This is a genomic window from Spirillospora sp. CA-128828 (assembly GCF_050945415.1).
In the GTDB taxonomy this organism is placed as follows: domain Bacteria; phylum Actinomycetota; class Actinomycetes; order Streptosporangiales; family Streptosporangiaceae; genus Spirillospora.
This window is the reverse complement of sequence record NZ_CP191986.1, coordinates 260,629-274,732: the sequence shown is the minus strand read 5'-3', so window position 1 is coordinate 274,732 and position 14,104 is coordinate 260,629. Positions and strand designations below refer to the sequence as shown.

The following is a 14,104-nucleotide window of genomic DNA, read 5'->3' as shown; positions in this document are numbered from 1 at the left end:
CCACGGAGTATGTGTCACTATCAAGACGTCCGTCAAGAGAATGAAATTAATAAGGTGAGGATCGACTTTGGATCCTGTCCGTCATCGATCACTTCGGAGACGGCCGCCGATGATGGGATAGTCGTGGCGAACGCGCGTCTACAGGAGGAGTCAGCCCGGTGAAGCCCCGGTCCATCGTCTTCGACCTCTTCGGCGACTATGTGCGGTACCGCGGCGGCGCCGCCCGGTTGCGCACGCTCAGCACGCTGATGGGGTGCTTCGACATCGGAGAGAGCACCGTCCGGGTGGTGCTGTCCCGGTTGCGCAAGGAGGGCTGGTTCGACGCGCGGCGTGAGGGCCGGGAGAGCGTCTACGCGCTGAACCCGCGCAGCCTGCGCCTCCTGGACGAGGGCCGCTCGCGGATCTTCGACCGGGTGCGCGACGACTGGGACGGCGACTGGCACATGGTCATCTACTCGGTGCCGGAGACCGACCGCGGCATCCGCGAACGGATCCGCAAGGAGCTGGCCTGGCTCGGGTTCGGCCCACTGGCCCCCTCGACGTACATCTGCCCGCACGACCGCGTCCAGCAGGTCAGGGAGAAGTTCGCCGACGAGCCGGTCGTGCGGCTCGACACCCTGCGCTGCCGGTCCCGCGGCCTTCCGGTCGACCGGGACATGGCCGCGCGCTGCTGGGACCTGGACGCGCTCAACGAGGACTACCGGGAGCTGATGCGGACCTACCACGGCCGGCTGCCGTCGTACCGCGCCGGCTACCTGAGCCCGAAGGAGGCACTGATCGAGCGGATGCGGCTGACGTACGACTACCGGAAGTTCCCCTTCCGGGATCCCGACCTGCCGGTCGAGCTGCTTCCCGCGGGCTGGGCCGGACGCGACGCGCACGAGATGTTCCTGGAGGCCCACTCCCTGCTCGGCCCTCCGGCGGAGCGCTTCTTCGACGAGGTCGCGGGGTCGTCCGCTCCGGCCGCCTGACCGCCCGCCAGGCCCCATATGTGCAAGACTCTTGACGGCCGTCCTAGAATTGACACAACTTAGGGTCGAACGCCAAGGGGGCCGACACCCATGACATCCACTCATCCGAACCCGGTCACGCTCGTCGCGGCCGACGGCGCGGACCAGCCCGTGCGGACGCCGGAGCTGGAGGCGCTTTACCGCGGGTTCGAGTCCGAGCTGCTGACCCCGCTGTGGACCGAGATCGGCGATCTCATGCCGCCACACCCGCGCTCGAAGGCGCTGCCGCACCTGTGGCGGTGGGACCGGCTGCTCCCGATGGCCGAACGCGCCGGCGAGCTGGTCCCGGTCGGGCGCGGCGGCGAACGCCGGGCGATCGCGCTCGCCAACCCCGGGCTCGGCGGGCAGCCGTTCGCCACCCCGACGCTGTGGGCCGCGATCCAGTACCTCAACCCCGGTGAGGACGCGCCGGTGCACCGGCACACCCAGAACGCCTTCCGGTTCGTGGTGGAGGGCGAGGGCGTGTGGACGGTCGTGGACGGCGACCCCGTCGCCATGCGGCGCGGCGACTTCCTGCCGCAGGCCGGCTGGCACTGGCACGGCCACCACAACGTCACCGACCGGCCGATGGCCTGGATCGACGGCCTGGACATCCCGTTCCAGTACTTCGCCGGCTCCACGTTCTTCGAGTTCGGCCCGGACGAGGTCGAGACGCGGGACGCGCCCGAACGCTCCCGGTCCGAGCGGCTCTGGGGCCACCCCGGACTGCGCCCGCTCACCCATCTGGAGCCGGCGCCGGCCACGCCGCTGCTCGCCTACCGGTGGGAGCACACCGACCGGGCGCTGTCGGAGCAGCTGGCCCTGGAGGCCGAGGGGCACCGGGTCACGGTCGAGCCCGGTCACGCCGCCGTCCGCTACACGAACCCGACGACCGGCGGCGACGTGATGCCGACCGTGCGGGCGGAGTTCCACCGGCTCGCGCCCGGCACGCGGACCGGCCCGGCCCGCGAGGTCGGCTCCTCGGTGTACCAGGTGTTCGAGGGCACCGGCGAGGTGAGCGTGGGCGAGCGCACCTGGACCGCCACGCGCGGCGACCTGTTCGTCGTGCCGTCCTGGCAGCCGCTGACGCTCACCACCGAGCACGGCCTCGACCTGTTCCGCTTCAGCGACACCCCCATCTTCGAGCGGCTGCACCAGCACCGCGTCCAGACCAGCGCCACCACCCCGGAGAGCACCCCGTGAAGATCGCCACCGTCCGCACCCCCGAGGGAAGCCGCGCCGCCCGGCTCGATGACGACGGGTACGTCCTGCTGGACGCCCCCGACGCGGGCGCGCTGCTCGAACGCGAGGACTGGGCCGACGCGGCGGCGTCCGCCAAGGGCGCGCCGCTGAGCCCGGACGCCACCGCCCTCGCACCGGTCGTGCCGCGACCAGGCAAGATCTTTTGCGTCGGGCTCAACTACCGCAAGCACATCCTGGAGATGGGGCGCGCCCTGCCCGAGCACCCCACCCTGTTCGCCAAGTTCTCCGACGCCCTGATCGGCCCCGCGGACGACATCCGGCTCGCGCCCGAATCGTCGGCCGTCGACTGGGAGGCCGAGCTCACCGTGGTGATCGGGCGGACCGTCCGGCGCGCGTCCGAGCGGGAGGCCGAGGCCGCGATCGCCGGCTTCACCGTGATGAACGACGTCACCATGCGCGACTGGCAGTTCCGAACCAAGGAGTGGCTGCAGGGGAAGACCTTCGAGGGCACGACGCCGCTCGGCCCGGTCCTGGTCACCCCGGACGAACTGCCGGGCGGTGTCCGTCCGGCGCTCGACCTCACCTGCCGGGTCAACGGCGAGGTGATGCAGCAGGCGGACACCTCGGAGCTGGTCTTCGACCCGGTCCAGCTCATTCGCTACGCGTCCACGGTCATCACCCTGCGGCCCGGGGACGTCATCGCCACCGGCACCCCGGGCGGGGTCGGCCACGCCCGCAAGCCGCCGCGCCACCTCGCCGACCGCGACGTCGTGATCACCGAGATCGAGGGCATCGGCCGCCTGGAGAACACCGCGAGGACGGCATGACCGCCCGCGCCTGGATGGACCGGGGCACCGAGCTTTTTCTCGGCGCGCTGGACCGGCTGACCGACGACGAACTCACTGCGCCGACCCCCCTGCCCGGGTGGACGCGCCGGCATGTCGTCGCCCACGTGCACGGCAACGCCGAGGCACTGCGACGCCTGCTGAGCTGGGCGGCCACCGGCGTCGAGAACCGCATGTACGCCGGGCCGGACCAGCGCGCGGAGGAGATCGAGAGGCTGTCGGCGCTGCCCGCGGGCGAACTGCGCACCCTCGTCCACCGGTCGGCCGGCCTGCTCGCCGCGGACATGGACGCACTTCCGGAAGACGCCTGGGACAACCCGGTGGTCACCGCGCAGGGCCGTACCGTCCCGGCAGCGGAGATTCAGTGGATGCGGTCGAGGGAGGTCTGCGTCCACACCGTCGACCTCGACGCCGGCGTGACCTTCGCCGACCTGCCCGACGACTTCAACGCCGCCCTCGTCACCGAGGTCGCCGCCAAGCACGCGAGCACGGGCAACGCCGCCCGGCTCGCCGAGTGGCTGACAGGACGCACCGCCACCGCCCCCGCCCTCAAGCCCTGGCTCTGACCGTCACCACGGACCGAACCGCACGCCCGGGATGCGACGCCTCATGGGCGTACCGCTCGGCTGGAACGGGGCTGTGCGGGCGTCCGCACAGCCCCGCTCAACCTGCCCGGGCTACTTGAACGCGGGCATCAGGTGTTCGTGGATGAGGCGGAGCTGGCCGTCCACGTCGGGAACGCCGGCGAGGTCGCGGCCGGTGAAGCTCTTCACCAGACCGGGGTCGGTGATCGCGCAGATCATGTGGTTGACGCCGGTCGGGGCGATGTCCTTCTCGATCTTGGCGCGGACCTCCTCGGGGGTGCCCGCGAGGGACAGCTTCTCGGTGATCTCAGGGGTGGTCAGCTCGATGCCCTTGGCCAGGTCGCCGGCGCCGATGGCCTCGATGATCGGGGCCATGTCCGCCGGGTCGACGCCGTTGCGCTCCAGTTGCTCGGGCGGCATCGCCGAGGCGTACAGGCCGACCATGCTGCGGGCCGCCTCCTTGGCCGCGGCCGAGTCGGGGCCGACCGCGAAGACCACCCAGGCGCCGATGTCCAGCGACCGCCAGTCCTTGCCCGCGCGCTCGGCGCCCGCCCTGACGTGCTCGACCGCGTACTCGTATGCGTCGCGCGAGTAGCTGAGCGCGTGGTGCACGCCGTCGGACAGCTCACCGGCCGCCTCGAACGACTTCGGCCCGCGCATCGCGCCGATCTTGACCGGCAGCCGCTCCTGGACGGGACGGGCGAAGGTGAACAGGCCGTCGTAGGAGTAGAACTCGCCGTCGCGGGTGATGGTGCCCTCGTCCAGCAGGGTCCGGACGACCGCGACGGCCTCCTTCACCCGGGTGAGCGGCTTGGTCTTCGCCCAGTCGATCTTGTACTGGGCCAGCACGCCGAAGTTGCCGCTGCCCAGGACGACCTCGGCGCGGCCGCCGGTGAGCTCGTCCAGCGTCGCGGCGGCCTGTGCGATCAGGGACGGCTCGCGCAGCGTCACCGCCGACACCGACGGGCCGAGGCGGATCTGCGAGGTGTTCGCCGCGGCGGCGGCGAACAGCAGCCACAGGTCCTTGTGCCACGGTTCGTCGGCCGCGTACACGGCGTAGAACCCGAGCTCGTCGGCGAGCTCGATCGAGGCCAGCGACTCCGAGAGAGGGTAGTCGGGGAGCATGGCGTAGCTGAACTTCACAGGAAAACGTCTCCTTGCGGTGCGCGCCTTCACGCACGCTTCGGGGATGTGGGAGAGCGTAGGTCCTGCAAAGTGGCCGACGAGTCACCATCAGCTACTTTTCCCCGTATTTCAGGATTTTGAGGTCTCTCTCGGAGTGATCAGGAAGCGCCTGCGCGTGCCAGGATGCGACGGCGCACCCGGTGGGTGCGCTTCTCGGCCTCTCCCTCCGGGACGCCCTTCGGGGCGGCGCGCACCTCGATGCGTCCGTCCTGGATCCGCGTCTCGTAGCAGGGCTGCGGCGCGCTGGCCGGGCCGCGCACGATGCCGCCGTCGGTGAACCGGAACGTGCTGCCGTGCCACGGGCACACGACGCAGCCGTCTTCGAACGTCCCTTCGCCCAGCGGGCCGCCCATGTGACTGCAGGTCGCGGCCAGCGCGTACACCTTGCCGGACATCCGGTGGAGCAGGATCTGGACGCCGCCCGCTTCGACCGTGCGGTGGTCGCCGTCGGCCAGATCGCCCTCCGCCAGCGTCGGCGTCCACTCCTCCGGCCCTTGTTCCCAGGCGGTGCGGTTCACGTTGACGCCCCGGACGAACGACAGGTGACCGCCGAGGTAGGCGCTCGCCGCCAGCACGCCGAACCCGACGAACCCCAGCACCTTGCCCCTCCGGCGGTTGCCCCTGATGCGTTCGACGAGCGACGCCGCGTACAGGCCCAGCGCCGTGGTGTTGCCCGCGGCGTGGACCAGCCCGACCCGGCTCTCCGCCCCCATCGTGTCGGACCAGTCGTTCAGCCCGGTGACGGCGGTGGGCACGGCGGCGGCGACGCCGGCCGTCACCAGCAGATCGGCCGCCTGCTCGGACTCGGATCCCCCCACGGCGTCCAGCAGCGCGGCCATGGTCCACGCGCCGATCGGCACGTCGGTGAGCGCAGGGTGCAGCGGATGCCCCTGAAAGGTCCCGCTCAGCAGATTGCGGACGAGACGCGGCCGTACCGTCCGCTGGACCACCTTGCTCACCGGCTCGGCGGCCCTGTCGAGCGCCTCCGCCCTCTCCAGCCGACGAACCGTCTTCTGCGGCATGCTCATCCCGGCCTCCCCAAGGCACGACTTCACTAGTCCGCTCCCTATCCCCCGCGCATCCCCCAAAACACCCGCCCCCTTCACCACCGGGCTCGGGAGTTCACTTTCCGGGTTCCGCGCGGGGCACCGATGAGTGCTCGGCTCTACCTGGGTCAGTACAGGCGACACCCCGACCCGACACAGAGGACGACATGGCACTCGACCTTTTCGCCGGCATCCCCGTCACCGACTACTCAGCGGCGCTGCCGTGGTACGAGCGATTCTTCGGTGGGCCGCCATCGTTCCTGCCGAACGACATCGAGGCGGTGTGGGAGGTCGCCGAACACCGGTACGTCTACATCGTCCAGGACCCGGAACGGGCGGGGAACGCACTGATGCTCTCGTTCGTCGACGATCTCGGCGACCGGGTCGCCGAGATCTCCCGCCGGGGCATCGAGCCCGCGAAGCGCGAAACGTACGCCAACGGCGTGGCCAAGGTGACCTATCGCGACGCGGAGGGCAACGAGATCAGCTTCGGCGGGAGTTCATGACCTCCATGATCCGCATGAACCCGGACGTGCCGTGTCCCCGCTCGACGACGCGCCGCGCCATGTCCTCGACCGCGCGCATCACGCGCACGTCGATGCCATGGGCTTCGGAAGTGTCGATGATGTGATCGATGGTCGACAGGGCGGAGGTGATCGGGTTGGCCTCGCCGGAGAACCCGCCGCCGTCCACGTCCGCCGCGAACTGCTCGAAGATCGGCGGAAGGACGGCACCGATGCCCTTGGCGAACGGCGCCAGCTCGGCCGCGCTGATCCCCTCGGCGCCGGCCACGGCCAGCGCGTGCGCATAGCCCGCCATCGCGGTCCAGAAGATGTCGAGCAACGCGATGTCGTAGGCGGCCGCCCGGCCGACGTCCTCGCCGAGGTGGATGTGGCCGCCCCCGAGGGCGTCCAGCACCGGCCGGTGCTCCCGGTACAGCTCCTCCGGGCCGCTGTAGAGGAACACCGCGTCCGGCGTTCCGATGGTGGTGGTCGGTGTCATGATCGCGCCGTCCAGGTACCCGACACCGTGCCCGTCCGCCCAGGCCGCGGTGGTCCGGGCCCGGTCGGGGACGTCGGCGCTCAGATTCACGACCGTGCGCCCCTTGAGCGCGTCGGTGACCGCGCCGCTCCGCACGACGGCGTCCACCGCATCGGAGTTCACGACGCAGACCACGGTCAACGCGCTCGCGGCGACCGCCTCTTCCGGCGATCGGGCCTCGGCCGCGCCCCGCGCGACCAGGTCGCCACCCTTGCCCCGCGTCCGGTTCCAGACCGTGGTCCGCACTCCGGCGTCCAGGAAGGCTCCGGCCAGGGCCCGGCCCATCGGTCCCAGGCCGAGCACAGTGACGGCAGACTGTTCGGTGTGTGAGGACATGACTCAACTCCTGCGTGAATGTCGGCACATGTAATGAATGGGGATGGAAGATGACGCGCAGCCGCGCTCAGGATCCGAATGTCTGCGGAGTGACCGCCGCCGTCGCCGTGATCGACGGCAAGTGGAAGACGATCCTGCTGTGGCTGCTGGAATCGCGTCCGCACCGTCCCGGTGAACTGCGCCGGCGACTGCCCGGCCTCACCGAGAAGGTGCTGACTCAGACCCTCAGGGAGATGGAGGGCGACGGACTCGTCCATCGTGAGGTGCACGAGGAACGTCCGCTGAAGACCGTGTATTCGCTGACCGCGTTCGGTCGCGACCTGTCCGAGGCATTGGCGCCGCTCTCCGAATGGGGCCACCGCCGCCTGGAGAGACTGGCCGAATCCGAACCGGCCTCCTGATACACCGCCACGCCTCCGTCTCGCCTGCGTCTGGGAGTCGTCCGACCGCCCATGACCAAGCTTCAGGCCAGCACTTCCCGCCCACAAGTACCCACAAAAATGTGGCTATCGCTCGCAGGAGTGTCGGTCGCCGGCGTTAGTTTGCGGTGCCATGGTCGAGACGGTGAACGTTCCGGGCGAGTGGCGTGAGCAGATCCATCCTAGGCGCGGCGGCACGGCCGGGCCTCGGGCCGTCCTGGACGAGGACGCGGCGCTGAAGGCTCGCGAATGGGAGCGCGCGGCGTGGCCGATCGTCGAGGAGATGCTGGAGCACGAGCGCACCGTCCCCGAGATCGGCCGGGCCGTGCGGGCATGGGCGGACGGTGAGCCCGACCCGGCGGGCGCGGCGGCCGTCGCCGCGGTCGTGCTGGAGCACCTTGAGGGCACCGACGGTGCGGCCTTCCTGGACGCCTGGGTGCTGGACCGCGGGCTCGCCTTCGCCGCCTGCGCGGTCACCGAGGCGTCCTCGATCGCGCTCGGGCCGGTGCTGCGGCAGGTGACACCCGACCCCGACGGCGTCATCCGGCTCATCGCCTACTCCGATCCGTCCGAAGGGTGGCGCGGCGAGATCCGGCGCTCCACCTCCACAGACCACTTCGGCGTGAACCGGTGGATCGCCGGGGACGCGGTGGTCAAGCGGCTCCGCACGCTGCTGGCGGCGGCCCCGGAGGCCGAGTACCGCGACGCCGTCGCGCGCCTGTCGGCACACCGGGGTGACGCCCTCGGGCGCCGCACGGCGTCCTACCTCGTCCCGACCGAGACGGCCTGGATGGACGAGTCGGTCGGCGACTCCTTCGGTGACAGAGTCCTCGACCTTGAACACGTGCTCTGCTCGCTGTCCAGCGCCGCGCACGTCGCCAGGGTCGGCTGGACGCCCGAGGTCACCCCGGCCGTGATCGGAACGCTGCTCGACGGGCTGGGGGCGGACGCTCTCCCGCTGCTCAACCGGGCGCTCAGGTTCGCCTCCGACGATGCCGCCGAGGCGCGCACGATCGTGAAGGCCCTCCTGGAGATCGCCGACGAGGGGGTCTTCCTCTTCCTGCTCGACCACATGGGTGAATCGGGGATGCCGGCCGCCCTGCAGCAGGCGGCCGAGCGGCATCCGGCACATGCGCTCCGAGCGTTGGTGCCGCTGGCCGGCGACGACACCACCCGGGGTCTGCAGACGGCCGGAGTTCTGCGGGGGCTGCTGCACAGGGACCTTGGCCTGGCCGAGGCGCTGCCACCGGGGGCCGTCGAGGCGCTGCTGCCGCGACCGGCCGTCCCGGACGGCGACGACCTGCCCGATGTTCTCGCCGGCAAGCCCGCCCGCAGTGCGAAGGTCGACTGGGCCGACCCGGCGCTGCTTCCGCAGATCCGCACGCGTGGCGGCGACAGGGCCCTGCCCGCGAACGCGACGAAGCGCCTGCTGACCCTGCTCGCCACGAAGGCGCCCGAGGTCGCGGACGTCCACGAGTTCTGCGACCGGCACTCGCTGGCCGAGTTCTCCTGGGCGCTGTTCCAGCGCTGGCACGCGCTCGGCGCGCCCAGCCGGCACAACTGGGCGCTGGCGCAGCTCGGCCTGATCGGCGACGACACCACCGTGCGCCGGCTCAGCCCGCTGATCAGGCTGTGGCCGGGCGAGGGCCGTACCGGCCGCGCCGCCGCCGCGCTCGACGTCCTCGCCCGGATCGGCTCCGACGTCGCCCTCACTCACCTGTTCGAGCTGACCCGGCGGGGCAGGTACAAGGGGCTCAAGGCCAGGGCGGCCCGCAAGATCGACGAGATCGCCGCCGCGCGCGGCATCACCCCGGACGCCCTCGCCGACCGCGCCGTCCCGGACTTCGGCCTGGACGAAGAGGGCACCCTCGTCCTCGACTACGGCCCGCGCCGGTTCACCGTGACCTTCGACGAGCAGCTTGTTCCGCTGGTCGTGGAGCCGAACGGCAAGATTCGCAAGAGCGCGCCCAAGCCGGGCCCCAAGGACGATCCCGCCCTCGCTCCGGCCGCGCACGCCCTGTTCACCGGCCTCAAGAAGGACCTGCGGACGATCGCCGACCAGGAGATCAAGCGCCTCGAACTGGCCATGACCACCCGGCGCGGCTGGACGCCGGACGACTTCCGCGCCCTGTTCGTCACCCATCCACTGCTGGGGCACATCGCCCGCAGGCTGGTATGGATCACCGACACCGGTACGGCCTTCCGCGTCGCGGAGGACCGTACTTACGCCGACATCAACGACGACGCGTTCGTTCCGGCGCCCGGCGCTCGCGTCAGCATCGCCCACCCGATCCTGCTGGACGACGACCTCGACGCCTGGGCGGAACTGTTCGCCGACTACGAGATCCTGCAGCCGTTCGAGCAGCTCGGGCGGCCCGTCTACCGGCTCACCGGCGACGAGCGCGCCGCGCACCGGCTCGCCCGGGTCGAAGGACTCGTGCTGTCCTACGGCAAGGCAAAGGGCCATTCCCAGGGGCGCTGGGAGTCCCTGGACGCCAACGGCGATTTCGCAGGCGGCTGGCTTGCCCGGCGCGACCCCGCCGGCCTGTACGTCGTCGCCGACCTGAGCCCCGGCCTCTACTACTACATGTACGGCGAGGGCGAGGACCAGAAGATCAACACTCTGTGGGCCGGCGCGGTTCCGGCCAACGCGCCGCAGGACACGGTGCCGCTCGGCCAGGTGGATCCGGTCACGCTGAGCGAGGCCGTTCACGACCTCGTCCGAAGCGCCTCCTAGCTGCTGAAACAGGCGTAGAGGCCAGTCGTTCGGTAAGGAAGGGAGGTGGACCCGACCGGAGTTCCACAGTTCCAGGGAGAAGACATGTCCTCTCGAATGAACCCGTATCTCACGTTCAACGGCGACGCCCGCCAGGCGATGGAGTTCTACGCGGACGTGTTCGGCGGCACCCCGGCCTTCAACACCTTCGCCGAGTTCGGCGGCTCGGACTCGGCGGACGCCGATCGGATCATGCACGGGATGCTGGAGACCGACGCCGGCTACACCATCATGGCCGGAGACGTCACCGCCGACATGCAGTTCGAGCCCATGGCGGGCGCGTCGATCAGCCTCAGCGGCGACGACGCCGATGTCCTGCGCGGCTACTGGGAGAAGCTGTCCGCGGAGGGGACCGTCAGGATGCCCTTGGAGAAGCAGGTCTGGGGCGACGAGTTCGGCATGTGCGTCGACAGGTTCGGCGTACCGTGGATGGTCAACATCAGCAGCCGACAGGGCTAGGACGGGCAGGTGGACGGGTGACGGCGGCCGGCTCGTGGCGCAACCGGGTGATCGCGGAGTGCACGGCCAAGCCGGGTGCGATCGAGGACTACCCGTTCGGCGACGAGGTGGCCGTGTTCAAGGTGGCCGGGCGGATGTTCGCGCTGGTACCGCTGGGCGCGTCGCCGGGGAGTGTCAGCCTCAAGTGCGATCCCGACCTGGCCGACGACTTGCGTGCCCGCTATGCCGCGATAACTCCGGGCTATCACCTCAACAAGCGGCACTGGAACACCGTCGTCCTCGACGGCTCGGTGCCGGACGATGAGGTTCTGGAGCTGATCGCCCACTCCTACGAACTGGTGGTGGCACGGCTGACCAAGGCCCAGCGGAAAGAACTCGCCCCAGAGCGATGAATCCGCGGGGCGCGGACGGTACACATCCCGACCGGTGAGGGTCGGCCCCTACAGGAGCCGACCCGGTTCGAGGAGGGATGTTCACGATGAACAGCAATGAGACGGCCGTCCGCGAAGTGCTCGGACAGCTCTACGAGGCGTGGGCCGACGGCGACGCCGACGCGTTCGCCGACCTCTACGTCGAGGACGCGACCGTGGTGATGCCCGGCGTGTTCCACCAGGGGCGCACGGCGGTGCGCGACTTCATGGCCGCGGCGTTCGCCGGCCCGCTGAAGGGCTCCCGGGGCTTGGACGAGCCGCAGAGCATCCGCGTGGACGGCGACACCGCCGTCATCGTCAGCAAGGCGGGCATCATCATGGCCGGGGAGCAGGATCTTCCTGCCGAACGCGAGCGAGTCGCCACCTGGGTGCTGTCGCGGCGGGACGGCCGGTGGCTCGTCTCCGCCTACGCCAACGCACCCGCCGCCTGACCGGAGGTTCCCCTGAGATGGACGAGGACTTCGATTCCCACCGCCGCGAGCTTCTGGTGCACTGCTATCGGATGGTCGGCTCGGTGCACGAGGCGGAGGATCTCGTCCAGGAGACGATGCTGCGCGCCTGGCGGGCCCGGGACCGCTACGACGAGCGGCTGGCGTCCGTCCGCACCTGGCTTTACAGGATCGCGACGAACGTGTGCCTGACGGCGCTGCGGGGGCGGGCCAGGCGTCCGCTCCCGTCCGGGCTCGGCGGGCCGAGCGACGACCCGGACGCGCCGCTCGCCCCGGCGTTCGACGTGCCGTGGCTGCAGCCGTTCCCGGACGCGCTGCTGGACGACCCGGCGTCGCGGGTCGTCCGGCGCGGCAGCATGCGCCTCGCGCTGGTCGCGGCGATGCAGGCGCTGCCGCCCCGGCAGCGGGCCGTGCTCATCCTGCGGGACGTCCTGGAGTTCAGCGCCGCCGAGGTCGCGGAACTGCTGGAGACGTCCCCGGCCGCGGTGAACAGCGCCCTTCAGCGCGCGCGGGCCGGGCTGTCCGGCGTCGCCCCGGAGGAGGAGATCGCCGAGCCGGACGACGCCGCCGTCACCGCCGTCCTGGACCGCTACATCGCCTCCTTCGAGGCCGGCGACGTCGACGGCCTGGTGGACCTCCTGACCGACGACGCCGTCCTGGAGATGCCGCCCGTCCCGCTCTGGTACCTCGGCCGGCGCGACTACGGGCGGTTCATGGCACGCATCTTCGCGGCGCGCGGCACCGGCTGGCGCGCGGTCCCGACGTCCGCCAACCGGCAGCCGGCCCTCGCCGCTTACCACCTGTCCGACGGCGCGTACCGCCTCCACACCCTGCAGATCCTGACCGTGACCCCGAAGGGCGTCGCGCGCAATGTCGTCTTCCAGGACGCACGGGTGTTCGCCGCGTTCGACCTGCCGGAGACCCTCGGCTGATGTCGAAGGCGGCTTTCGGTTGTGGGCAATTGAATCGGAGGCGAACGTAGACTGGACGGCATGACGGGCACGGCCGACGACCTTCTGAAGCTGGACGCGCAGGTCTGCTTCGCACTGCACGCGACCTCGCGGGCGTTCGACGCGCTCTACCGCACCGAGTTGCGGGCCCTAGGGCTGACCTATCCGCAATATCTGGCCATGCTCGTGCTCTGGGAGACGGACGGCCTCACCGTCAAGCGTCTCGGCGAGCGTCTCCGCCTCGACTCCGGAACCCTGTCCCCCCTGCTCAAGCGCATGGAGGCCGGCGGCCTTGTGGAGCGCCACCGGAGCCGGGAGGACGAGCGGTCCGTCTCGGTCCACCTGACCGAACAGGGTGCCGCGCTCCGGATGCGGGCGCTGGACGTCCCCCGGCACATGCTCGCCTCGACCGGCCTCAGCCCCCACGAGCTGGCCGACCTGCGCCGAACCCTGCAGCGCGTGACCGAGCACCTGGACGCGGCCACCGACTCCGCCGCCTAGCGTCCGCGCGGTCGACCCTGGTCAGTGGTGGCCCAGTGGCGAAGGATGTGCGGAGCGAGGTCGGCTGCGCGCTCGTGCGGGAAGAAGAGCTTGCCGCCCGCGATCTCGACCGGGTCTCCTGCGCCAGGGATGGTGTCGTGCAGCCAGTGCGCCCACTTCAGGTCGAAGAAGTCGTCGTCGGTCGCCCAGGTGATCAGCGTGGGGACGGACAGGGCGCGCAGAGCCGGCTCCGCGGCGAGCAGGTCGTCCGGTCCGAGTCCGGCGATCAGTTGCTGGAATCGCGCGGCTGCGGCCGGGGTGCCCATGACCGGCTGGAGGAACGCGTCGACCAGTTCCGCGCTCAGGAACTGAGGGTCCTGATAGCCCGTAGTGAAGATCGCCCGGGCGGCGGCAGGGTCGGCGAGAACCGCCGGAGCGGCCGGTGCCAGCTGACCCGCGCGGGCCGCCTCGACGGTGGCGGCCATCGCGGCCGGCGGGATGTTGTCGCGTGTCTCGCAGTTGGTCAGGGTCAGCGTGCGGAGCAGTTCGGGGTGGCGGGCGGCGAACACCTGGGCGATCGCACCTCCGGTGTCGTGAGCGACCAGGTCGACCTGGTCAAGGTGCAGGCTCTCGCACACCTCGGCGAGGGTGCCGGCGAACGCACCCACCGTGAGCCGGTGTTCGGACGGGGCCGGGCTCTGCCCGTGGAGCGGCAGGTCGATGGCGACACAGCGCCGCGTGTCGGCGAGCAACGGAATCAGGTTGTGCCACAGATAGGCGCTGGTGGCGACCCCATGCACGAACAGGGCCGCCGGCCCGGTGCCGATCTCGACATAGCTCACCTCGCCGGCCTGGGTGCGGACGGTGTGGCGGTGGTCGTCGAACCCGGTCAGGAACATGGCTGCCTCCGT

16 protein-coding genes are annotated in these 14,104 nt (G+C 70.8%); 12 read left to right on the top strand and 4 right to left on the bottom strand.

The features are described 5' to 3' along the window. The first annotated feature begins 158 nt into the window (after positions 1-158). From ACQPXG_RS01550 to ACQPXG_RS01535, 4 genes are all read left to right on the top strand, one after another. Positions 159-971: a PaaX family transcriptional regulator gene (locus ACQPXG_RS01550; protein ID WP_433465782.1), complete on the top strand. Its 813-nt coding sequence runs from the start codon at positions 159-161 to the stop codon at positions 969-971. 90 nt (positions 972-1,061) lie between these two features. Further along, positions 1,062-2,192: a cupin domain-containing protein gene (locus ACQPXG_RS01545; RefSeq protein ID WP_433465781.1), complete on the top strand. Its 1,131-nt coding sequence runs from the start codon at positions 1,062-1,064 to the stop codon at positions 2,190-2,192. Further along, complete coding sequence (locus ACQPXG_RS01540) at positions 2,189-3,019, top strand: fumarylacetoacetate hydrolase family protein (RefSeq protein ID WP_433465780.1); 831 nt, start codon at positions 2,189-2,191, stop codon at positions 3,017-3,019. The genes ACQPXG_RS01545 and ACQPXG_RS01540 overlap by 4 nt, the downstream gene beginning before the upstream one ends. After that, a complete protein-coding gene (locus ACQPXG_RS01535; RefSeq protein ID WP_433465779.1) occupies positions 3,016-3,603 on the top strand; it encodes a maleylpyruvate isomerase family mycothiol-dependent enzyme in 588 nt (195 codons plus the stop codon). The genes ACQPXG_RS01540 and ACQPXG_RS01535 overlap by 4 nt, the downstream gene beginning before the upstream one ends. Positions 3,604-3,714: 111 nt before the next feature. On the opposite strand, the gene ACQPXG_RS01530 is transcribed toward ACQPXG_RS01535, so the two are convergent. Together ACQPXG_RS01530 and ACQPXG_RS01525 are read right to left on the bottom strand one after the other, a co-directional pair. Then, complete coding sequence (locus ACQPXG_RS01530; RefSeq protein WP_433465778.1) at positions 3,715-4,764, bottom strand: LLM class flavin-dependent oxidoreductase; 1,050 nt, start codon at positions 4,762-4,764, stop codon at positions 3,715-3,717. Between the two features lie 140 nt (positions 4,765-4,904). Further along, complete coding sequence (locus ACQPXG_RS01525; protein WP_433465777.1) at positions 4,905-5,834, bottom strand: Rieske 2Fe-2S domain-containing protein; 930 nt, start codon at positions 5,832-5,834, stop codon at positions 4,905-4,907. Between the two features lie 185 nt (positions 5,835-6,019). On the opposite strand from ACQPXG_RS01525, the gene ACQPXG_RS01520 reads away from it, so the two are divergent. Continuing rightward, positions 6,020-6,358, top strand: a complete 339-nt coding sequence (locus tag ACQPXG_RS01520) for a VOC family protein (RefSeq protein ID WP_433465776.1) — start codon at positions 6,020-6,022, stop codon at positions 6,356-6,358. On the opposite strand, the gene ACQPXG_RS01515 is transcribed toward ACQPXG_RS01520, so the two are convergent. Next, entirely contained in the window at positions 6,336-7,229 is an 894-nt protein-coding gene (locus tag ACQPXG_RS01515) for an NAD(P)-dependent oxidoreductase (RefSeq protein ID WP_433465775.1), read from the bottom strand. The two genes, ACQPXG_RS01520 and ACQPXG_RS01515, sit on opposite strands and share 23 nt — an antisense overlap. Positions 7,230-7,279: 50 nt before the next feature. On the opposite strand from ACQPXG_RS01515, the gene ACQPXG_RS01510 reads away from it, so the two are divergent. The 7 genes from ACQPXG_RS01510 to ACQPXG_RS01480 all read left to right on the top strand — a co-directional run bounded on the left by ACQPXG_RS01510 (position 7,280) and on the right by ACQPXG_RS01480 (position 13,214). Beyond that, entirely contained in the window at positions 7,280-7,630 is a 351-nt protein-coding gene (locus ACQPXG_RS01510) for a winged helix-turn-helix transcriptional regulator (RefSeq protein ID WP_433465774.1), read from the top strand. A gap of 151 nt (positions 7,631-7,781) precedes the next feature. Beyond that, positions 7,782-10,385 (top strand): DUF4132 domain-containing protein, encoded by a 2,604-nt coding sequence (locus ACQPXG_RS01505; protein WP_433465773.1) that lies wholly within the window; start codon positions 7,782-7,784, stop codon positions 10,383-10,385. Between the two features lie 84 nt (positions 10,386-10,469). Further along, positions 10,470-10,883 carry a VOC family protein gene (locus tag ACQPXG_RS01500; RefSeq protein ID WP_433465772.1) on the top strand — a complete coding sequence of 138 codons (414 nt, stop codon included), beginning with the start codon at positions 10,470-10,472 and terminating at the stop codon, positions 10,881-10,883. A gap of 17 nt (positions 10,884-10,900) precedes the next feature. Then, a complete protein-coding gene (locus tag ACQPXG_RS01495) occupies positions 10,901-11,275 on the top strand; it encodes an MmcQ/YjbR family DNA-binding protein (RefSeq protein WP_433465771.1) in 375 nt (124 codons plus the stop codon). An 86-nt stretch (positions 11,276-11,361) separates the two neighbouring features. Continuing rightward, the gene (locus ACQPXG_RS01490) at positions 11,362-11,745 is read left to right on the top strand and encodes an SgcJ/EcaC family oxidoreductase (RefSeq protein ID WP_433465770.1); all 384 of its coding nucleotides are present in this window, start codon (positions 11,362-11,364) and stop codon (positions 11,743-11,745) included. Between the two features lie 17 nt (positions 11,746-11,762). Further along, positions 11,763-12,695 (top strand): sigma-70 family RNA polymerase sigma factor, encoded by a 933-nt coding sequence (locus ACQPXG_RS01485; protein ID WP_433465769.1) that lies wholly within the window; start codon positions 11,763-11,765, stop codon positions 12,693-12,695. 60 nt (positions 12,696-12,755) lie between these two features. Beyond that, complete coding sequence (locus ACQPXG_RS01480; protein WP_433465768.1) at positions 12,756-13,214, top strand: MarR family winged helix-turn-helix transcriptional regulator; 459 nt, start codon at positions 12,756-12,758, stop codon at positions 13,212-13,214. Here ACQPXG_RS01480 and ACQPXG_RS01475 read toward each other — a convergent pair. Next, positions 13,211-14,092 (bottom strand): alpha/beta fold hydrolase, encoded by an 882-nt coding sequence (locus ACQPXG_RS01475; protein ID WP_433465767.1) that lies wholly within the window; start codon positions 14,090-14,092, stop codon positions 13,211-13,213. The two genes, ACQPXG_RS01480 and ACQPXG_RS01475, sit on opposite strands and share 4 nt — an antisense overlap. Between the last annotated feature and the right edge of the window lie 12 nt (positions 14,093-14,104).

Bases quoted from the DNA above. Each gene is read 5' to 3' on its own strand.
- ACQPXG_RS01545 (WP_433465781.1), top strand. From the start codon at position 1,062: ATGACATCCACTCATCCGAACCCGGTCACGCTCGTCGCGGCCGACGGC.
- ACQPXG_RS01535 (WP_433465779.1), top strand. From the start codon at position 3,016: ATGACCGCCCGCGCCTGGATGGACCGGGGCACCGAGCTTTTTCTCGGC.
- ACQPXG_RS01525 (WP_433465777.1), bottom strand. From the start codon at position 5,834: ATGAGCATGCCGCAGAAGACGGTTCGTCGGCTGGAGAGGGCGGAGGCG.
- ACQPXG_RS01520 (WP_433465776.1), top strand. From the start codon at position 6,020: ATGGCACTCGACCTTTTCGCCGGCATCCCCGTCACCGACTACTCAGCG.
- ACQPXG_RS01515 (WP_433465775.1), bottom strand. From the start codon at position 7,229: ATGTCCTCACACACCGAACAGTCTGCCGTCACTGTGCTCGGCCTGGGA.
- ACQPXG_RS01510 (WP_433465774.1), top strand. From the start codon at position 7,280: ATGACGCGCAGCCGCGCTCAGGATCCGAATGTCTGCGGAGTGACCGCC.
- ACQPXG_RS01505 (WP_433465773.1), top strand. From the start codon at position 7,782: ATGGTCGAGACGGTGAACGTTCCGGGCGAGTGGCGTGAGCAGATCCAT.
- ACQPXG_RS01500 (WP_433465772.1), top strand. From the start codon at position 10,470: ATGTCCTCTCGAATGAACCCGTATCTCACGTTCAACGGCGACGCCCGC.
- ACQPXG_RS01490 (WP_433465770.1), top strand. From the start codon at position 11,362: ATGAACAGCAATGAGACGGCCGTCCGCGAAGTGCTCGGACAGCTCTAC.
- ACQPXG_RS01485 (WP_433465769.1), top strand. From the start codon at position 11,763: ATGGACGAGGACTTCGATTCCCACCGCCGCGAGCTTCTGGTGCACTGC.
- ACQPXG_RS01480 (WP_433465768.1), top strand. From the start codon at position 12,756: ATGACGGGCACGGCCGACGACCTTCTGAAGCTGGACGCGCAGGTCTGC.
- ACQPXG_RS01475 (WP_433465767.1), bottom strand. From the start codon at position 14,092: ATGTTCCTGACCGGGTTCGACGACCACCGCCACACCGTCCGCACCCAG.